The organism is Paradesertivirga mongoliensis (genome assembly GCF_024436395.1).
In the GTDB taxonomy this organism is placed as follows: domain Bacteria; phylum Bacteroidota; class Bacteroidia; order Sphingobacteriales; family Sphingobacteriaceae; genus Paradesertivirga; species Paradesertivirga mongoliensis.
In genome coordinates, this window is record NZ_JAFMZO010000002.1 from 926,618 (window position 1) to 942,806 (window position 16,189).

General features: G+C 42.0%; 20 protein-coding genes. 5 read left to right on the forward strand and 15 right to left on the reverse strand.

Annotated features, from left to right (window positions below; all coding sequences use genetic code 11):
* The first annotated feature begins 26 nt into the window (after positions 1–26).
* Positions 27–647, forward strand: a complete 621-nt coding sequence (locus J3P43_RS10105; RefSeq protein ID WP_255901806.1) for an L-threonylcarbamoyladenylate synthase — start codon at positions 27–29, stop codon at positions 645–647.
* A gap of 53 nt (positions 648–700) precedes the next feature.
* Entirely contained in the window at positions 701–1,906 is a 1,206-nt protein-coding gene (nhaA, locus tag J3P43_RS10110; RefSeq protein ID WP_255901809.1) for a Na+/H+ antiporter NhaA, read from the forward strand.
* A gap of 62 nt (positions 1,907–1,968) precedes the next feature.
* On the opposite strand, the gene J3P43_RS10115 is transcribed toward nhaA, so the two are convergent.
* The 5 genes from J3P43_RS10115 to J3P43_RS10135 form a co-directional block, all read right to left on the reverse strand.
* Positions 1,969–2,541, reverse strand: coding sequence for a hypothetical protein (locus J3P43_RS10115; RefSeq protein ID WP_255901811.1), 573 nt, complete (start codon positions 2,539–2,541; stop codon positions 1,969–1,971).
* An 88-nt stretch (positions 2,542–2,629) separates the two neighbouring features.
* The gene (gene murI / locus J3P43_RS10120; RefSeq protein WP_255901813.1) at positions 2,630–3,451 is read right to left on the reverse strand and encodes a glutamate racemase; all 822 of its coding nucleotides are present in this window, start codon (positions 3,449–3,451) and stop codon (positions 2,630–2,632) included.
* Positions 3,452–3,533: 82 nt separating this feature from the next.
* Positions 3,534–4,421 (reverse strand): Ppx/GppA phosphatase family protein, encoded by an 888-nt coding sequence (locus J3P43_RS10125; protein ID WP_255901816.1) that lies wholly within the window; start codon positions 4,419–4,421, stop codon positions 3,534–3,536.
* A 6-nt stretch (positions 4,422–4,427) separates the two neighbouring features.
* Positions 4,428–6,482 (reverse strand): polyphosphate kinase 1, encoded by a 2,055-nt coding sequence (ppk1, locus tag J3P43_RS10130; protein WP_255901819.1) that lies wholly within the window; start codon positions 6,480–6,482, stop codon positions 4,428–4,430.
* A 98-nt stretch (positions 6,483–6,580) separates the two neighbouring features.
* Entirely contained in the window at positions 6,581–7,186 is a 606-nt protein-coding gene (locus tag J3P43_RS10135; protein WP_255901822.1) for a hypothetical protein, read from the reverse strand.
* Between the two features lie 93 nt (positions 7,187–7,279).
* Between J3P43_RS10135 and J3P43_RS10140 the strand changes: the two genes are divergently transcribed.
* Positions 7,280–7,771, forward strand: coding sequence for a YajQ family cyclic di-GMP-binding protein (locus J3P43_RS10140; protein ID WP_255901825.1), 492 nt, complete (start codon positions 7,280–7,282; stop codon positions 7,769–7,771).
* A gap of 28 nt (positions 7,772–7,799) precedes the next feature.
* Here the strand turns inward: J3P43_RS10140 and J3P43_RS10145 are convergent, their stop codons facing one another.
* Positions 7,800–8,480 carry an MCP four helix bundle domain-containing protein gene (locus tag J3P43_RS10145; protein ID WP_255901828.1) on the reverse strand — a complete coding sequence of 227 codons (681 nt, stop codon included), beginning with the start codon at positions 8,478–8,480 and terminating at the stop codon, positions 7,800–7,802.
* 93 nt (positions 8,481–8,573) lie between these two features.
* On the reverse strand, positions 8,574–8,777 hold the full coding sequence (locus J3P43_RS10150; protein ID WP_255901830.1) for a hypothetical protein: 204 nt from the start codon (positions 8,775–8,777) through the stop codon (positions 8,574–8,576).
* Positions 8,778–8,858: 81 nt separating this feature from the next.
* Between J3P43_RS10150 and J3P43_RS10155 the strand changes: the two genes are divergently transcribed.
* Both J3P43_RS10155 and J3P43_RS10160 read left to right on the forward strand, forming a co-directional pair.
* Complete coding sequence (locus tag J3P43_RS10155; protein WP_255901832.1) at positions 8,859–9,293, forward strand: nucleoside deaminase; 435 nt, start codon at positions 8,859–8,861, stop codon at positions 9,291–9,293.
* A gap of 68 nt (positions 9,294–9,361) precedes the next feature.
* Positions 9,362–9,739 carry a lipocalin family protein gene (locus tag J3P43_RS10160; RefSeq protein WP_255901834.1) on the forward strand — a complete coding sequence of 126 codons (378 nt, stop codon included), beginning with the start codon at positions 9,362–9,364 and terminating at the stop codon, positions 9,737–9,739.
* Between the two features lie 10 nt (positions 9,740–9,749).
* Here the strand turns inward: J3P43_RS10160 and J3P43_RS10165 are convergent, their stop codons facing one another.
* The 8 genes from J3P43_RS10165 to moeB form a co-directional block, all read right to left on the reverse strand.
* A complete protein-coding gene (locus J3P43_RS10165; protein ID WP_255901836.1) occupies positions 9,750–10,505 on the reverse strand; it encodes an alpha/beta fold hydrolase in 756 nt (251 codons plus the stop codon).
* Positions 10,506–10,534: 29 nt separating this feature from the next.
* Complete coding sequence (locus J3P43_RS10170) at positions 10,535–11,842, reverse strand: sensor histidine kinase (RefSeq protein WP_255901839.1); 1,308 nt, start codon at positions 11,840–11,842, stop codon at positions 10,535–10,537.
* On the reverse strand, positions 11,839–12,516 hold the full coding sequence (locus tag J3P43_RS10175) for a response regulator transcription factor (RefSeq protein WP_255901841.1): 678 nt from the start codon (positions 12,514–12,516) through the stop codon (positions 11,839–11,841). Before J3P43_RS10175 ends, J3P43_RS10170 begins: the two co-directional genes overlap by 4 nt.
* 3 nt (positions 12,517–12,519) lie before the next feature.
* Complete coding sequence (locus J3P43_RS10180; protein ID WP_255901844.1) at positions 12,520–13,428, reverse strand: hypothetical protein; 909 nt, start codon at positions 13,426–13,428, stop codon at positions 12,520–12,522.
* Between the two features lie 10 nt (positions 13,429–13,438).
* Entirely contained in the window at positions 13,439–13,825 is a 387-nt protein-coding gene (locus J3P43_RS10185) for a hypothetical protein (RefSeq protein WP_255901847.1), read from the reverse strand.
* A 73-nt stretch (positions 13,826–13,898) separates the two neighbouring features.
* Entirely contained in the window at positions 13,899–14,600 is a 702-nt protein-coding gene (locus tag J3P43_RS10190) for a hypothetical protein (RefSeq protein ID WP_255901849.1), read from the reverse strand.
* A gap of 144 nt (positions 14,601–14,744) precedes the next feature.
* Positions 14,745–15,110, reverse strand: coding sequence for a hypothetical protein (locus tag J3P43_RS10195; RefSeq protein WP_255901852.1), 366 nt, complete (start codon positions 15,108–15,110; stop codon positions 14,745–14,747).
* On the reverse strand, positions 15,110–16,168 hold the full coding sequence (gene moeB, locus J3P43_RS10200) for a HesA/MoeB/ThiF family protein (RefSeq protein ID WP_255901854.1): 1,059 nt from the start codon (positions 16,166–16,168) through the stop codon (positions 15,110–15,112). Before moeB ends, J3P43_RS10195 begins: the two co-directional genes overlap by 1 nt.
* Positions 16,169–16,189: the final 21 nt, after the last annotated feature.

Below are 16,189 nucleotides of genomic sequence, written 5' to 3' on the forward strand. Positions count from 1 at the left end.
GCTCAATAAATTTTATATTTATAGCCATGCTGTTAAAAATTTACAACAACAACCCAAACGAGCGGGCCATTCAGCAGGTAGTGGATGTACTAAAAAGGGGCGGTTTAATCATCTATCCCACTGATACTATCTATGGCTTGGGCTGCGACATCACTAATCAAAAGGCGATCGAAAAAATCTACAGTTTAAGGGGAATGAAGGCCGACAAAGCCAACCTTTCTTTTATTTGCTATGATTTGAGCCATATCTCAGACTACATAAAGCCCATCGACAACAGTACATTCAGACTCTTGAAGAAGGCCTTACCCGGAGCCTTTACCTTTATTTTTGAAGCTAACAATAATGTTCCAAAGCTCTTAAGCTCTAAAAAGAAAACAGTGGGAATCAGGGTGCCCGACAATAACATAGCACGTGAAATTGTACGACAATTGGGTAACCCTATCGTTTCGGCCTCTATACATGATGAAGATGAAATTCTCGAATATTCTACCGACCCGGAACTTATCTATGAAAAATATAAAGACAAGGTAGATCTGGTGATTGATGGTGGCTATGGCGACAACCTCGCTTCCACTGTTGTGGATTGCACCAGCGGCGACTTCGAAATTTTACGTCAGGGAAAAGGCAATTTCGAAGAACTGATATAAGCTTTCTACCGAAAACTTCCCTCGTCTGATATTTATTTTTTTACTTTCGCCCTATGGCAGCACTCATAAATTTAAAGCCTTTTAAGGATTTTTTCCGCTCGGGACAAATTGGGGGAGTTTTGCTGATTGTCTCAGTTATCACTTCTCTTATTATTGCGAATATTGGTTTATACGACGAATTTCACGCATTACTCAACACCAGCTTCGGTTACCGGCCGCTTGATCTTTACTACAGCACAGAAATTTGGATTAATGATGGTCTGATGGCTATATTTTTTCTGCTGGTAGGACTGGAAATAAAACGGGAAATACTTGAAGGCGAACTGTCTTCTGTGAGAAGAGCAATTCTTCCGATTTTTGCAGCCTTGGGCGGGATGGTTGTGCCTGCCGCAATTTTTTACGCTTTTAATGCTGGAACGCCGACCGCAAACGGCTGGGGAATTCCAATGGCGACCGACATCGCCTTTGCACTGGCAGTTATTTCCATGCTTGGCAAAAGAGTACCAACCTCTTTAAAGGTATTTCTGGCAGCCCTGGCTATTGTGGATGATCTGGGGGCAATTCTGGTTATAGCCATTTTTTATACCGAAGAGTTGCATTTAAACCAGTTATTATATGCCGGAGGTATTATTGGGTTGCTTACCCTGATGAATATTTTCGGGGTGAAAAAGCTGGTATTTTATATAGTTCCAGGTATCTTTTTATGGTACTTTGTTCACCATTCGGGCATCCATGCCACCATAGCCGGAGTTTTACTGGCTTTCACCATCCCTACCAATCCGGTAAAAGAAGAGTCGCCATTAGAACGCTTGGAGCATAAAATTATAGCGCCCGTCAACTACTTTATCATGCCTGTTTTTGCACTGGCAAACACGAATATTATGTTTCACCGCGAGATGGTTAATGGTTTGACCTCCCCCCTGGGCCTGGGGATCATTTGCGGTTTATTATTTGGAAAAACGATCGGCGTAACTCTCTTCTCCTATATTTCTGTCAAGCTGGGACTCAGCAGTTTGCCTAGCCGCAGCACCTGGAAACATATCATCGGTCTTGGGATGCTGGCAGGAATTGGTTTTACCATGTCGGTGTTTATCGCCTTGCTTTCGTTTGATTCGGTAGAATTTCATGACGAAGCAAAATTCAGTATCCTGGTAACATCATTATTAGCAGGACTATTGGGATACGGATATCTGAGCATGGTTTACAATAAACGGGTGAAGCGTGTACTAGATTCAAAGCCGATGTTGGCTAAGAAATAATTACCCGCAAAAAAAATCCCGGCTGCTTTTGCAACCGGGACATCATAAAACCCTACCCCAATTTATTTATTCTTTGATTTGCCTTTATTTCCAGGCTTAGATTTTTTGTTGTTCTTTCTCTCACGATCATCGTCGTCGTCGCCGTCCCTTTTGTAGCTGCGATCACGACTATCAATCACGCCATCATTGTTTCGATCATAAACACGGTCGCGAGCATCAACCACGCCGTCGTTGTTTCTATCATAATTCCGATCCCGCTCGTCAATCACGCCGTCGTTGTTTCTATCGTATCTTCTGTCGCGATCATTATCACGGTTTCCTTGTTTTTTGCGTTGTCCGGGAGGCATACCATGCGGGTGCTTACCTTCCCAGCCTTTAGACCCCTCACCATATTGACCGTTCTGACGCTCATTATCATAAACCTTTACCTGCCGGGTTCTGGTCTCGTAATGCCCTGGTATAGTACGACCACCAACCCCGAAAATTCCACCCGTGCGCTGCTCGGGAATCCAAACCCGTTCTTCGCGCGTTTCGTAACGATAAGTACCCTGTTCGTCAGTTCCGGTTTGAGCGCTAGAATCGAATGCAAAGACACTAAGCCCTGCAATAAATGCGGTAATTATTATCTTTTTCATAAAAAAGTATTTATGTGTGTGTGTGTTTAGGTAGGACTAGCCTAACACATGAAGGTTTAACGAAGTCTGAGATAAAATTGAGTCCAGGCTAAAAGATTAGCTGCTTTGAATTGAGCTCTCTGCCCAGAAACAAGGTTGCTTTTTTGTTGAAATCTGCACAACTTTCGGTAGTGTAAAACGTTTGCGAAACCCCTTTTGAGCATAATTCTTCAATTTCCTTATGTCTTTGAAGGTAATCGGCCAGAGATTTTGCTACCAGCTCTCCCTGAGAAATAACCTGCACATCCCCGCCTGCGAACCGGCGGATCTTATTAATCAATATGGGGTAATGAGTACAGGCAAGAACAAGCGTATCAATATCCCCGTTCCGGGCGAATAAAGCATCCAGATTCTTTTTCACAAAATAGTCAGCTGCCGGATTATCAATCTCATTATTTTCTACCAGGGGCACCCACATTGGGCAGGCTTCCTGATAAACCCGAACAGATGGAAAAAACTTTTCTATTTCCATCACATACGATTGCGAAGCAACAGTCCCAGGCGTTGCCAGAATGCCCACATTTCCCGTTTTCGTATAGTTTCCCACCACTTCTGCAGTAGGCCGGATTACTCCTAAAACCTTTCGCAGCTCGTCCAGCTGCGGCAAATCATTTTGCTGAATACTGCGCAATGCCTTGGCCGAGGCAGTATTACAGGCCAAAATAACCATGTTGCAACCCAAATCAAATAATTGCTGCACGCATTCCCAGGTATACCTATAAACCGTTTCAAATGAGCGGGTACCATAAGGAACTCTTGCATTATCGCCCAGATAAACATAATCGTATTCCGGCAGCTCCTTTACAATCTCTTTAAAAACGGTTAACCCCCCGTAGCCAGAGTCGAAAACACCAATAGGTCCCTTGTTCATTTGAATACGAATTTAGCTTTTGTTATTTTATTTCGAGCACCGGATTTCATCGAGGCGGGCAAAAATAACATTAGATATACTGTTAGCGGCTATGCGTCTTGTTTTTCTCGATCAGCAACTGTATAATGCCGTCGACCATTCCGACTCTTGGCACATGGATAAATTTAACGCCTGCCCATTTCATAACACTAAGATAAATCTCGCAAGCCGGAATGATAACATCTGCGCGGTCCTGATTCAAACCCAAAACAGTTATCCGTTCCTTTAAAGAAAAGGCATTTAAGTACTGATACATCTCCCGGAGCTTGGTTAAACTTAAAGGCATACCATCTTTTTCCTCCGACATTTTGAAAAGCTTATTGATATTGCCTCCGGTACCAATTCCGATCAAGTTTGGATATTGCTTACTGTTGACTTTTATCCATTCCTTTATATCTTCCCAGGCCTCTTCAGTATCTGCATTGTCAAGCATCCGTACAGTACCTATCGGGAAGGATTTCGAACCTTTCACTTTCCCTTCTGAAAATATAGAAAGTTCTGTGCTACCGCCACCCACGTCAATGTACAAATAGTTTTTTTTCCGTTCGAGAGTCTGCTCTATATGACTGGAGTAGATGATGTTTGCTTCGCTCTGCCCCTCTACAATCTCAAGATTTATACCTGCTTTTTCTTGTATAAGTTTAACCAGTTCGGCGCCATTTTCTGCCTCGCGCATCGCCGAGGTCGCACATGCCCTGTAATCCTCTACCTTATATACATCAATAAGAAGCTTAAACGCGGTCATCGTTTTTAATAACTCCTCCGATTTTTTTTCCGAAATACGCTTATCAAGGAAAGCGTCATCACCAAGGCGAAGTGGAACGCGTATGAGCGTGTTTTTCTTAAAAGAAGTCTCCCGGCCGCTTTCTATTATGTCGGCAATTAAGAGTCGTACGGCATTCGAGCCTATGTCTATAGCGGCGTATCTCAAGATGTGTTACTTTTTATATTTCAGGTATGTATATATGTCCGTTTGAGCCCTGTAGCTCACTTTTCCTTTTGGCTTATATCGATTGTTATTCAGACTATTGATCTCCCGGGCTTTGGTATTATCCTTTAATTGAATATTAATGATATCGCGTATTTCTTTACGGATATTGGGATCCAGAATCGGAAAACCAACTTCTACGCGGTGATCCAGGTTGCGGGTCATCAGATCGGCCGAAGCCAGAAAAATTTTCTCATCGCCTCCGTTTGCAAAGATCCAGACCCGGGCATGTTCAAGGTATCTGTCGATAATACTAATCACCTCGATATTTTCACTCAGTCCCTCTACCCCCGGCACCAGGGTACACATTCCCCGTATGATAAGCTGAATCTTTACTCCAGCCGCGCCCGCGTCGTATAGCTTCTGAACAATGTCTTCATCGGCCAGGCTGTTCATCTTCAGGATCATGTAAGCCGGCTTTCCCTCGCGGGCATTTTTTATTTCAGCATCGATCAGAAGGCCAACCTTTTCACGTGTTTCCAGCGGCGATACGATGAGGCAATTGTATCCTTTGTAAAAAACCTTTTTATCCAGCCCCTTAAACAACCGCTTAAGCTCGGCTGTAATTTCGGGATGTGTGGTAAATAAACTATGATCGCAATATATTCGGGCAGATTTTTCATTAAAATTACCAGTCGCCAAATTCGCGTAATAACTTACTTTGCCTTTTTCCTTCCGCGTTATTAAACAAATTTTTGAATGCACTTTGTAATCTAGCAAACCGTAGTTTACCTGTACCCCTTCCTCTTCCAATCTCTTCGTCCAGTTAATATTATTTTGCTCATCAAACCGAGCTTTTAATTCAACCAGGCAATTCACTCTTTTACCGTTTCTTGCTGCGTTAATAAGCGCATTAATCACACGTGAATTTTCGGCCAGCCGGTAAAGCGTGATATCTATCTCAACAACCTTCGGATCTATTGCTGCTTCGCGCAAAAAGTGGATGATATAATCGAACGACTGATACGGCAGGTTGATAAGATAATCTCGTTTGGCAATCTGTGTGAAAATACTCTTACCCATATCCAGGTTCAGGATTTCAAGCGGCGGATCTTTCTCGTACTCGAGTTCGGGCCTGCCTACATTTGGAAAAGCAATAAAGTCTTTGAAATTGTGATACCGATTTCCCGGGATTAAGGCGTCAGAGTCCAGGTCAAGCTTATCTACCAGGAAAGTGAGCATATCTAAAGGCATGTTATTGTCGTAAAGCAAACGCATAGGTTTGCCCTTTTTACGCTTCTGCAGACTTTTAGTGAGCGTGTCAATAAACTTCTCGCTTACACTTCTATCCAAATCGAGCTCGGCATCGCGGGTAAGCTGAATAGAATAGGCCTCGATAGTATCATAATCAAAAATGAAATAGATATTGTCCAGACAGTAACGGATCACATCATCTAAAAGAATAATAAACTTTAAATGATTCGTTTCCGGAAGTACAATAAAACGCTCCAGGCTTTTGGTAGGTATCTCCATTAAGCTGTAACGTGCTTTTTCGGGTGCATCTTTGTTAATCAGGCGCACAAGAAAATAAATGGCTCTATCCTTTAGCTCGGGAAAGGGCTTGCTCTCATCCAGCATTATCGGCACAAGGGTGGACAGCAGCTTGTCTTTGAAATATTTTTTAACAAACTGCCCGCGGGCCACGTTCAGTTGATATTCGTTAATGATAAAGATCTTTTCCTGAGCCAGTTCTTTAATTATTTCATCTTCGTAGAGATGGTTAAATTTTCGTTCCTGCTTTACAACGATATTCTTTATCTGCTTTATAATCTTTTTGGGATTATAACCGAAAACTTCTTTTGCTTTAGTATTGATGTTACTCAGGCGACTAAGCGTGGGTACCCTTACCCGGTAAAACTCATCAAGGTTAGAAGAAAAAATCGCTAGAAAACGGATGCGTTCTATCAGCGGCACGGTTTTATCGGCCGCCTCTTGCAGCACCCGTTCATTAAAGTAGAGCCAACTGATTTCTCGATTTGTAAGCAGAGGTTTTTGCTTAGACATCCGTATATATGTAAAAAGTCCCAGGCTTTAGACCGGGACTGCAAGTTGTATAATATTTTGTTAATTTAATGTTAATTGCAGCTTTGATATAATATCAATTATTCTGATTTGGTTTCAGTAGCCTCCGGACCAATCTGATTTTCAACATTAGCATTCTCCTGAATTGTGACAGGCTTATTTTCGGTACCAGTGGGAGCTGCCGCCGGCTTCCGGGTTCTCCGCCTAACTGGTGTTGCCTGGGCTTCAGGTTTCGCTGCAGATGCAGATGCGGCCGTCCTTCTTGTTCGGGGTTTAGGAGCCTCGGTGCTGGTAATACGTGGTGTGCGTTTGGCGGCTGGCGCTGATGCAGGTTTAGTAGCTACTTTGGCTACAACTTTTTCAGCTCTGGTAGGTTTTGGAACTTCCTTTTTCGCCGCGCGCACCTCTCGTTTTTCAATATCTTTTTGAGTCTTTGTCGCTTTTTTGGAGGATTGCTTGCCACTTTCTTTACTCGCCTTAATTTGGTCAGAAAGTTTTTTTGCAATCTCTTTACTCATCTTTTTTATATCTTTCGCTATTCTTTCCGCATCGTGGCCAAGATTAGTAACAACATCGAGGAACTTCTCAGCTATACCGCTTTCAAGTTCTTTTTTTGCTGCTTTTTTGGGCGATGCTTTTGAAGCGCCTTTAACAGCCTTGCTTGATTTTGGTTTAGTTTTCTTCATAATGTTTTTTATAATTAATACAATTCGTCGCAAAATTGTTTTGCTTTTAAATGTATCGACATATTTTTAAACCCTCAAATTAATTTTTTTCCTATGCCAACTTTTGATATTGTAAGTAAGATCGACAGCCAAACCCTTGATAACGCGATAAATAATGCAAAAAAAGAGATTCTTAACCGTTACGATTTCAACGGTTCTAAGAGCACGATAGAACTTGATAAAAAAACTAATCTGATTACCATTGTTACCGAAGACGATATGCGCTTGAAGGCCATTCAGGACTCTATCATTTCACGCATGATGAAACAAAATCTTGATCCGGCCTGCCTTGATATGGGTAAAGAGGTATACGCTTCGGGAAACATGATTAAAAAGGAAATCAAGATAAAAGAGGGTATTGATAAAGAAACATCTAAAAAGATCCTGAAAAAGATAAAAGACAGTGGCTTAAAGGTTCAGGCATCAATCATGGACGACCAGCTCAGAGTTCAGGGTAAAAAGATCGACGATTTGCAGGCAGTAATATCGCTGTGCCGTACCGACGATTTTGGCCAGCCGCTCCAGTACATCAATATGAGAAATTAATTTAACCAGGCTTTATGAGATTGAACCCTTAATTCAGGTTAAAGTTAGCTTCAGGTTTACTGATAAGTTTTGAGCTCACTACCAAAGCTGTAATTATAGCACCGATAACTATCGCAAGCACTATCTGCAGGTCAGACAAAAAATTGGAAGTGGCAACAATTCCCCTGGTATCATTCACCAGTTTACTTCCTACTGCCGACTGGATAACAGTTAAATCAGATAGTTGAGCAATGGTACTTTCTAAAGCAATGCGTCCCCGGGTTTCGTACAAACGCAACCCGGCAGCTTGATCACTGGCCGCAAGTAAAATCAGCATCTTTTTTTCCAGAGCTGAATATTGGTTGATACGCTCCTTAAAGTTGGACAAGAATACAGATTCTTCATCAACCAGATATGTTTTTTCATATTTGCTTATCAATTGATGAGCCCTTGAGTTGTACCGTTCCAACTCTGATCTTAACTGTCTAACATCCTGTCCGTCTCTGTAAAGAAACTTCTCCATTGCCAATTGCCTGCCGTGGAGACTTTCCGAAAGGTAGAAAATATCGGTAGCTGGTATTAATCTGTCGTTATAAATAGAGTTTACCGACTGATTAATATCTGAAATATTTTTTTGCAGAATAACGTTAAATAATACCACAACCATCATAATCACTCCCAGCAAGCAGGCTATCTTTAGCTTTTGCTGAATAACAAAAGTCCATTTCATATCGAAAATTTTATATAAAAATAACGATTCTGCCGGTGAAATTATATGATTCGGGATGTTTTATTTTAATGGCTTAGTCTAAAAATCAACAGCTTATAATGAACTTAGCTCAGAAACCTCCAAGGCTTCCCAATTCCCGTTCTCGTCTTTGCAAAAATTCACCACATAGGTATGCGTAGTGCCGTGTATATCGTCCAGATCAACAGCTACGTCAATCCGGTTATCTTTAATTTCATTTGGATCTTTCTCTTCGGCCGACGCCTTTTGGATGATCTCTTCATCGGTATGTGCTCTCATGCTTAATAGTTTTAAAATCCAACAAAAGCAACATTTAGAAGTTTGAACTAAATCTTTCTAATAATTTTTATGTTTGTTTTTATGGACGAATTTATGCAAATGGCCATCAACGAAGCCAGAAATAGCCTGGCCGAAGGAGGTATACCGATAGGATCTGTATTGGTTAAAAACGGAGAATTAATTGCCCGGGGACATAATAAGAGAGTTCAGGAAAACAACCCCATTTTGCATGGAGAAATGGACTGCCTAAACAATGCAGGCAGGGTTGGCAGCTATCGCGATACGGTTATCTATTCTACTCTGATGCCGTGTTTTATGTGTGCCGGCACGATCGTTCAATTTAAAATTCCAAAAGTTATTGTCGGAGAGTCAAAGACATTTAGCGGGGCCAGAGAATTTATGGAATCCCATGGAGTGGAGGTTATTGATCTGGATTTAGCTGAGTGTATCGAAATGATGGAAGAATTTATACGCGAGAAACCTGGGTTATGGAACGAAGACATCATGGAGCTTTAGGCTTTAATTGACACGAAAAAGAGCAAACAAGCCATCTGGGTAAGTGTTAATATAGAAACACCTCAACAATGAACATCTATAAGCTTCTGTTACTAACTATCCCGGTATGCCTGATAATGGCATGCAGCCACGACAAAAAAGAGGATCTGGCCAGAACCTGGCAGGTGAGCGACATTGAAACGGAAGCAGAACTAGCTGACTCGATAAAAAATGCGATGTTATTAAGTTCTACAATGCAGTTTACAGATGACGGACATTATACCACTTCCGGAGGAATTGGCGCTGATCAAGGCACCTATACACTGGATGAAGAAGGCAAAACACTCTCTACCATATCGTTGGCCGGACGGAACAGCGACGTTTACACCATTGAGGACCTGGACGACGAAAAACTAATATTAAGCCGAAAGGGAACCACCATTATATGTAAGGCTGTTCCCAGGTAATACATCTCGTTTACCTCTCGTTTATAACTCCCAAAAGCATTTCTGCCAACGCTACCGGAGCGGTCCATTGTGGATTATGATCTGCCTCTAATTGCAAAACCGGCCAGTTTCTTTTTCTTGCACGTTCTGCACTTGCAGCAAATGAATCATTCGACGCTTTCTTTCCCGGATCAACCGTCAGGATATAGGTCGCTTTAAGGTTTTTAGCCTCGGGATTTTCGAGGACAATTCGTTCGGTAAATGTTTTTAGCGAATGCGGAACATCTACAGGCGGTTGCTGTCCTGGTTTTACCCATTCGGGGATAATAAAGCCATCTTTAGACATTTCCCGCAGGCCATCTGCACCGATATTCCTTATCCGGGTAACACTCTCACCATTATTTGGCACGAATGCATCCAAATAAACTAATTGCCGGATCCTTGAGGGCAGCTTGTCGGCGACACCGCTGATAACCATACCACCGTAGCTATGGCCAACCAATATAATATCTTTAAGATCTTCGAAAAGGATGGTATTGACTACGTCATTGATATGTGTGCTTAAACCGATCTCCTTATTCGCGAGATGAACCCGTTCGCCCTGACCAGTTAATGTGGGCCGGTAAACAGTAAAAGACTTTTCTGAAAGTAATGAATCTACTTTTTTAAACGCCCAGCCGCCACCCCATGCACCATGCACAAAAACAACTACGGGCTTTTTAGCTTGAGCAAAAGCCTCTGAACAAAGAAAAAATAAAACGGCATAAGGCAGGTAACGGAGACGCATGATGATCGTAGGTTTAATTAGATATCTTATTACGGAAAGATAACAGAAAAAGTTGTTCCCTCATTCACTTTTGATGTAACATCTAATTTTATACGGTGATAATTGGCGATGCTTTTTACGATCGACAAGCCCAATCCGTAACCACCGGCCTGAGATAAATTTGCCTTTTTAAACCGATTAAAAACAAAGGGGAGCTCCTCCTCCGGAATGCCGATTCCGGTATCTTTGATATAAACGGAATATACACCCTTGCTATAATCATCCTTTATCAGAATGCTTCCGCTTTTTTTATTATATCTGATTGCGTTGTTTATGAGGTTATAAAAGAGCTGGAACAAAAGGTCGTGATTGGCATTATTGAAAGAAAACTGATGACGAAAATTCATCTCAAAAGCTATCTCCTGCTCCTCCAGCCGGTGACTGATTTCTTCCATTACCTCGCCGAGCAACGCTCTTATATTCACATTATCAGCTTTGGCAAACTGCTCGTTTTCGATTCTTGAAATCAGCAATAAAGAGTTTACAATCTTCTTTAAACGGCTTAAGGTTCTTAACATTTCTGAAAGACGCTGCTGAATAAGGTCGCTCACTTCGGTATGCTCCATCAAATTTTCAATTTTGTTCTGGAGGATGCTGATAGGGGTCATCAGCTCATGAGAAGCATTAGCGGTAAATTCACGTTCCTTTTCAAAAGCTTCGTTAATCTGCTCCATCAGCAGCATCAACGAGCTGTCCAAATACCGAAAATCGGACGTTGAAGTTTTTATCGGCGCTTGATTTTTGGCAAACGGAAACTGTTGATTTACGAGCTTTTCTTTTATAATTTCTCCCAGGGGTTTGATAAGATAATGGGTAAAAAACAGATCGATGATGAGCGTTACGAAAATCAAGCTCAGCAAAACGATCAGAGCAAAGCGTTGGAGCGGGCGATTGTATTGACTAATGGTTGCGGTTTCTCTGCCTATCTCCAGCAGGAACGTCCCCTCGCGTGTTTTAAAGGTATGGCTAAGCAGACGATAACTTAAGGTGTCGCCCTCCAGCACGCGCTCGTCAGTCTCAATGGTATCGAGCTGCAGGTCAGTTTCAACGGGTGCAAGCGCTATATACTCGTCTTTTAATAATGTATAACTTCCATAGCTTGGCTGCCCATCCAGATAAGATTCAATTCCTTCCCTAGCTACAACATCAAGCACTTTGCCTCGCTTTTGCCGCAAAAGGTTATCGGTGTAAGTAGCTGAAATGATATCGACCAGGTAGGGTAAAGTCAATATAAAAAAGACAACAATCGCAAGCTTGGACAGCGTAACGAAAAGTGTAAGCTTGGTTGATAATTTCAAGACTTTTTGATTTTATAGCCTACGCCGCGAACTGTTTCGAGCCATTCTACCGGGCCGTAAGCGCCTAATTTCTTCCTGATATTTTTTATATGGACGTCAATGTAGTTCGAATCGTAATCGTCATCCACAAAGCTGCCCCAAATATGCTCACTTAACTGCAGTCGGGTTAAAACGCGGTTTTTATGTAAAAGCATGTAACTCAGCAGATCGAACTCTTTGCGGGTGAGCTCTATTTCATTCTCCTGATGCGATACAATTCGCTTCTGAATATCTACATTAAACTCGCCAAGAGGAATTAGCTGGCTGTTCATCCCCGACTTGCGCCGGGATATGGCCTGCATCCTGGATTGAAGTTCGAGTAAGGAAAAGGGTTTAGGCAGATAATCGTCGGCACCTAAATCAAGGCCTTTAATTCTGTCTTCGATATTTCCACGGGCGGTTAAAATAATGTAAGCCGCATCGGGGTTGTGCTTCTTCGCCTGTTCTAATAGAACAAGGCCGTCCTTATCAGGAAGGCCCAGATCCAGTAAAATAAAGTCGTATAGATTGCATTCTATTTTCTCGAGGCCCTGGCGTGCTGTATGTGCCAGATCACAAATATAAAATGCTTTTTTCAGGAAGGCTTCCACTTCATAAGCCAGTGTTTTTTCATCTTCAACTAAGAGTACCTTCACGTTTTAAAACATATAATAAAACCCTAAGTTAAAAAATGATTGAATCTTTTGGGAATCACTTACTGACTTACTTAAAACCGAGCCTTGATAACTCGCTTCTATCGAATAATTAGCCCTGTTATAAACTATTGGTAAGGTAAAATTATAAGCTACAACATTGAAACTTGTGGTAGCAACCACTGTCCCCTCTCCCTCTTTTGAACCGGGAATATTGCCTTTTCGATTTCCCGGAAGCGGTTTGCCGTTCTTTCCGATAATTCTATCCAAATCTACTAACCCACCATTCTGCTCTTCGTTTTGAGAACCGCTATCCTGCGTTTCACTTTCTGAATAAAACCGCTGTGTACCCCCGATCACCTCTATCACAGGCTCAAAGGTAAAATAGTCTTTTGAACTAAGCGAAAGGCCCAAATCGACGATTTTCGATGCATTAAATGTAGTATACAGTACCCCCCCGTCGCCAAATCCGTAATCGGCGGTCAACCCGGTAGTCAGCCATTTCCAGTGATAGTCTAACGAGGCCGATGCCATATCATCGTTGATAGATTGCAATAGCTGCGAACTATCCGGATAGAAAGAACGTCCATAGCTTAAACTTCCCGTAAGGTTTTTGCTCAGGTTAAAATCATATCCCAGAGATAAGCCAAGTCCTGAAATACCTGATTCGGCGTTTAAAAGTTTATAGGTTTGCCCTGACAACCAAATACCTGATGGAAATTTCACAGCGGCATACCCTAAAACATACGGCAGCTTCTGTGTTGATGTCTGACCGTAGTAATTTACGTTACTACTATAGAGGGTAGCAAGTGTTATGGAAGTCTTTGGTGCTTCGGTCGTATCAGCTGCGTTCTGAGCAGGAGCCGAAAACGCTATTGATAACAGAAGTATAATCAAGTAAGAGTATTGCTTCATACTGTTGCTATTATAATCCAACACGTAAACCCTTACCAGGTTTCACTCGTACTGGCGGTCGCTTAACTTTTATTCTGTCGGTTACAGTTCCTGGTCTTAACTTAGGGCGCGCCTTCGGAACTTCTTTAATATTCGGCTTCTTCGGATCGATATCTACGACTTTAGGATCTTTGCCTTTATCCGCGTCAGCACCCTTTTTTGAATCTTTATTTTTATCCGAAGACTTTTTAGAGTCTTTGTCGTCTTGTTTTTTTGCTTTCGGAAGTGAATCAACGAGCATTGCACCAGATATTTTGTTTATACCGGCAGCCGCAAATTCATTCGCAGATGCAATCACAGGAAGTGATCCCAACAAAATCGAAACACCTAAAACCCTTAACCAATTCCCTGTTCTCATGTCTTGTAAAATTAAAGAAAGTTTGCCTCAATTACGAGGCAAACGATCTATAAGTGTGTTGTGTTCAGCGGTATTATAGTCCAAGCTTTAATCCAGCTCCGACGTTTGTTTTAACTTTAGTGCGACCAACTCCCACATTGGCGCCTGTTTTTGCTCCAGCTTTTACTCTGGTAGCATCTTTGGCTTTTGCTTCTTCTTTACGTGCTTCTTTTCTTGCTTTTGCACTTGCTTTTACATCCAGCAATGCATCGCCATCATTATCACCATCAATTTTTGCATCTGCCTTTACTTCCTTCAAAGCTTTAAGTTCTTCTCGTTTTGCTTCAGCTTCTGCTTTAGCTGCGGCTTTTAACTCCTTAGCGGCAGCCTTATTCTCTTCTTTTAGCTCCTTAGACTCGCCGCTTTTTCTGTTTAGCTCTGCTTGAGATTTTGACGAGGCAACACCGCTAATTGTAGCACCTTTGGCCTCTGCATCAGTAACTGATTTTGCGGTAGAACTTACAGTTGCACCATGGTTACTTTTTGCTTTTGTAGCTTTTGAGGTTTCATTTTCAAGTTTTGCTTCTTTAGACTTGTTATTTTTTCTGTGAAGCTCTGCCTGAGATTTTGAGGAAGCTACGCTGCTTACTTCTGCTCCTTTGATATCTGCATCTGTAGCAGATTTACTGGTTGAACTCACTTTTGTACCGTGAGTATCTTTAGCCTTATCTGTGGTTTGAGAAAAAGATACGGCTGTAAATAAAAGAGCTGCTGTGGTTAATACTATAGCTTTCATATTCGTGTTCTTTGTGTGTGTTTATGTTTAATTTCTTATACAAAGAACACTAGCGAACATGAAGCAAAGATGAATTTTCTAAATTATTTTAAAAAAGTTTGAATCACGCATTTGGGAACAGCTTCACGATCCTGTAGCCCATGATTAGAATTCATCTGGTTCCCTTTCAGGGATAAACTCACCGGTGATTATTGCTTTCTTATTTTGAGGGTCGAGATCAATAAGCATCTCCATTGAAGCCTTTTCGCTAAAATCAACATCTGCACAAGCGTTAAATTGCCCTATGGTGTAATTAACTAAAAACCTCCCCATCAGGGGTTGGAGCAGCTTTAGGGAACTATCATCGATAGTAACGTTAAATACTCGCCCCCGCGTTTTGAAATGATAGCTTACCAGCAAATTTTCTACCGACTTAATGTTACGGTTCAACTCCTGATAAAGCGCCGGGACATCAAACGAGTCTTTGGCGAGGAAGTCTTCAGATAAAAGAAATGTGATCTGTTCCTGCATTAGATAGTTGCCTGTAAGCCCCCTTTTAGATTGAAAATCTGTAAATGGGGAAATTTATTCTTTAACATGTTCACTGCCTTTAACGACCGGGCGCCTGTTTCACACACCACCACAGTCTTTTTATCCGAAGGAAGAGCCGGTTCATCGGCTAATTCTGAAAAAGGAAGGTTTATTCCTCCGATATTATAACGTTCGAATTCATATTCTTCTCTAACGTCTATCAGTTGAATATCTTCTGTCTCCAGCCACTTATTCAGCGTATCGAAATCGATTGAAAGCGACTCTGGCTCGCAAACATCGTCGTAAAAACCGAGTTCAGTAATCCGTTGATTCACTGGACTAGCTTTGAATCGAAGAATGTCGAAGCTATTAGTCAGGAGATTTAACACCAGGAGTTTGCCGTTTAATGGCTCACCTGTCCCGGTAAGTACTTTTATCGCTTCTGTTGCCTGCCATGTACCAATAATGCCCGGTAGAACACCAAGAACGCCAGCTACTCCGCAAGCAGGCACTTCTCCGGCTGCAGGTGCTTCGGGGTACAAGCAACGGTAAGTAGGGCCATTCTGATAATTAAACGTACTTACTTGCCCTTCAAATTTGAAGAGTGCACCATGGATATAGGGCTTTCCGGTAATTACGCAGGCATCGTTAAGCAAATACCTTGTACTAAAGTTGTCCGATCCATCAATAACCAAATCATAGTTAGCTATAATATCGAGCACATTATCTCTCGTAATGCGAGAATGCGTTTGAATCTGGATATGAGGATTTTTTTTCAAAAGGTGGGCCTTGGCCGTTTCGGCTTTGGGCTTTCCTACATCCTCTGTATTAAAAAGCACTTGTCTTTGAAGATTAGAAAGACTTACCACGTCATCGTCGGCGATACCGATAAAGCCAACACCTGCAGCAGCAAGATACAGCAGGCATGGGCAACCTAAACCTCCGGCTCCTATTACCAATACCTTTGAAGCTTTTAATTTCAGCTGGGCTTCGGCCCCAAACTCGTCCATTAAGAGATGTCGGCTGTAGCGGTTAAGTTCTTCTGTTGAGAGGGTCATGCTTCTATTATTGAACAGCAG

Coding starts and splice junctions, on each gene's coding strand:
- J3P43_RS10105 (WP_255901806.1), top strand. CDS start 27: ATGCTGTTAAAAATTTACAACAACAACCCAAACGAGCGGGCCATTCAG.
- nhaA (WP_255901809.1), top strand. CDS start 701: ATGGCAGCACTCATAAATTTAAAGCCTTTTAAGGATTTTTTCCGCTCG.
- J3P43_RS10115 (WP_255901811.1), bottom strand. CDS start 2,541: ATGAAAAAGATAATAATTACCGCATTTATTGCAGGGCTTAGTGTCTTT.
- murI (WP_255901813.1), bottom strand. CDS start 3,451: ATGAACAAGGGACCTATTGGTGTTTTCGACTCTGGCTACGGGGGGTTA.
- ppk1 (WP_255901819.1), bottom strand. CDS start 6,482: ATGTCTAAGCAAAAACCTCTGCTTACAAATCGAGAAATCAGTTGGCTC.
- J3P43_RS10135 (WP_255901822.1), bottom strand. CDS start 7,186: ATGAAGAAAACTAAACCAAAATCAAGCAAGGCTGTTAAAGGCGCTTCA.
- J3P43_RS10140 (WP_255901825.1), top strand. CDS start 7,280: ATGCCAACTTTTGATATTGTAAGTAAGATCGACAGCCAAACCCTTGAT.
- J3P43_RS10145 (WP_255901828.1), bottom strand. CDS start 8,480: ATGAAATGGACTTTTGTTATTCAGCAAAAGCTAAAGATAGCCTGCTTG.
- J3P43_RS10150 (WP_255901830.1), bottom strand. CDS start 8,777: ATGAGAGCACATACCGATGAAGAGATCATCCAAAAGGCGTCGGCCGAA.
- J3P43_RS10155 (WP_255901832.1), top strand. CDS start 8,859: ATGGACGAATTTATGCAAATGGCCATCAACGAAGCCAGAAATAGCCTG.
- J3P43_RS10160 (WP_255901834.1), top strand. CDS start 9,362: ATGAACATCTATAAGCTTCTGTTACTAACTATCCCGGTATGCCTGATA.
- J3P43_RS10165 (WP_255901836.1), bottom strand. CDS start 10,505: ATGCGTCTCCGTTACCTGCCTTATGCCGTTTTATTTTTTCTTTGTTCA.
- J3P43_RS10180 (WP_255901844.1), bottom strand. CDS start 13,428: ATGAAGCAATACTCTTACTTGATTATACTTCTGTTATCAATAGCGTTT.
- J3P43_RS10185 (WP_255901847.1), bottom strand. CDS start 13,825: ATGAGAACAGGGAATTGGTTAAGGGTTTTAGGTGTTTCGATTTTGTTG.
- J3P43_RS10190 (WP_255901849.1), bottom strand. CDS start 14,600: ATGAAAGCTATAGTATTAACCACAGCAGCTCTTTTATTTACAGCCGTA.
- J3P43_RS10195 (WP_255901852.1), bottom strand. CDS start 15,110: ATGCAGGAACAGATCACATTTCTTTTATCTGAAGACTTCCTCGCCAAA.
- moeB (WP_255901854.1), bottom strand. CDS start 16,168: ATGACCCTCTCAACAGAAGAACTTAACCGCTACAGCCGACATCTCTTA.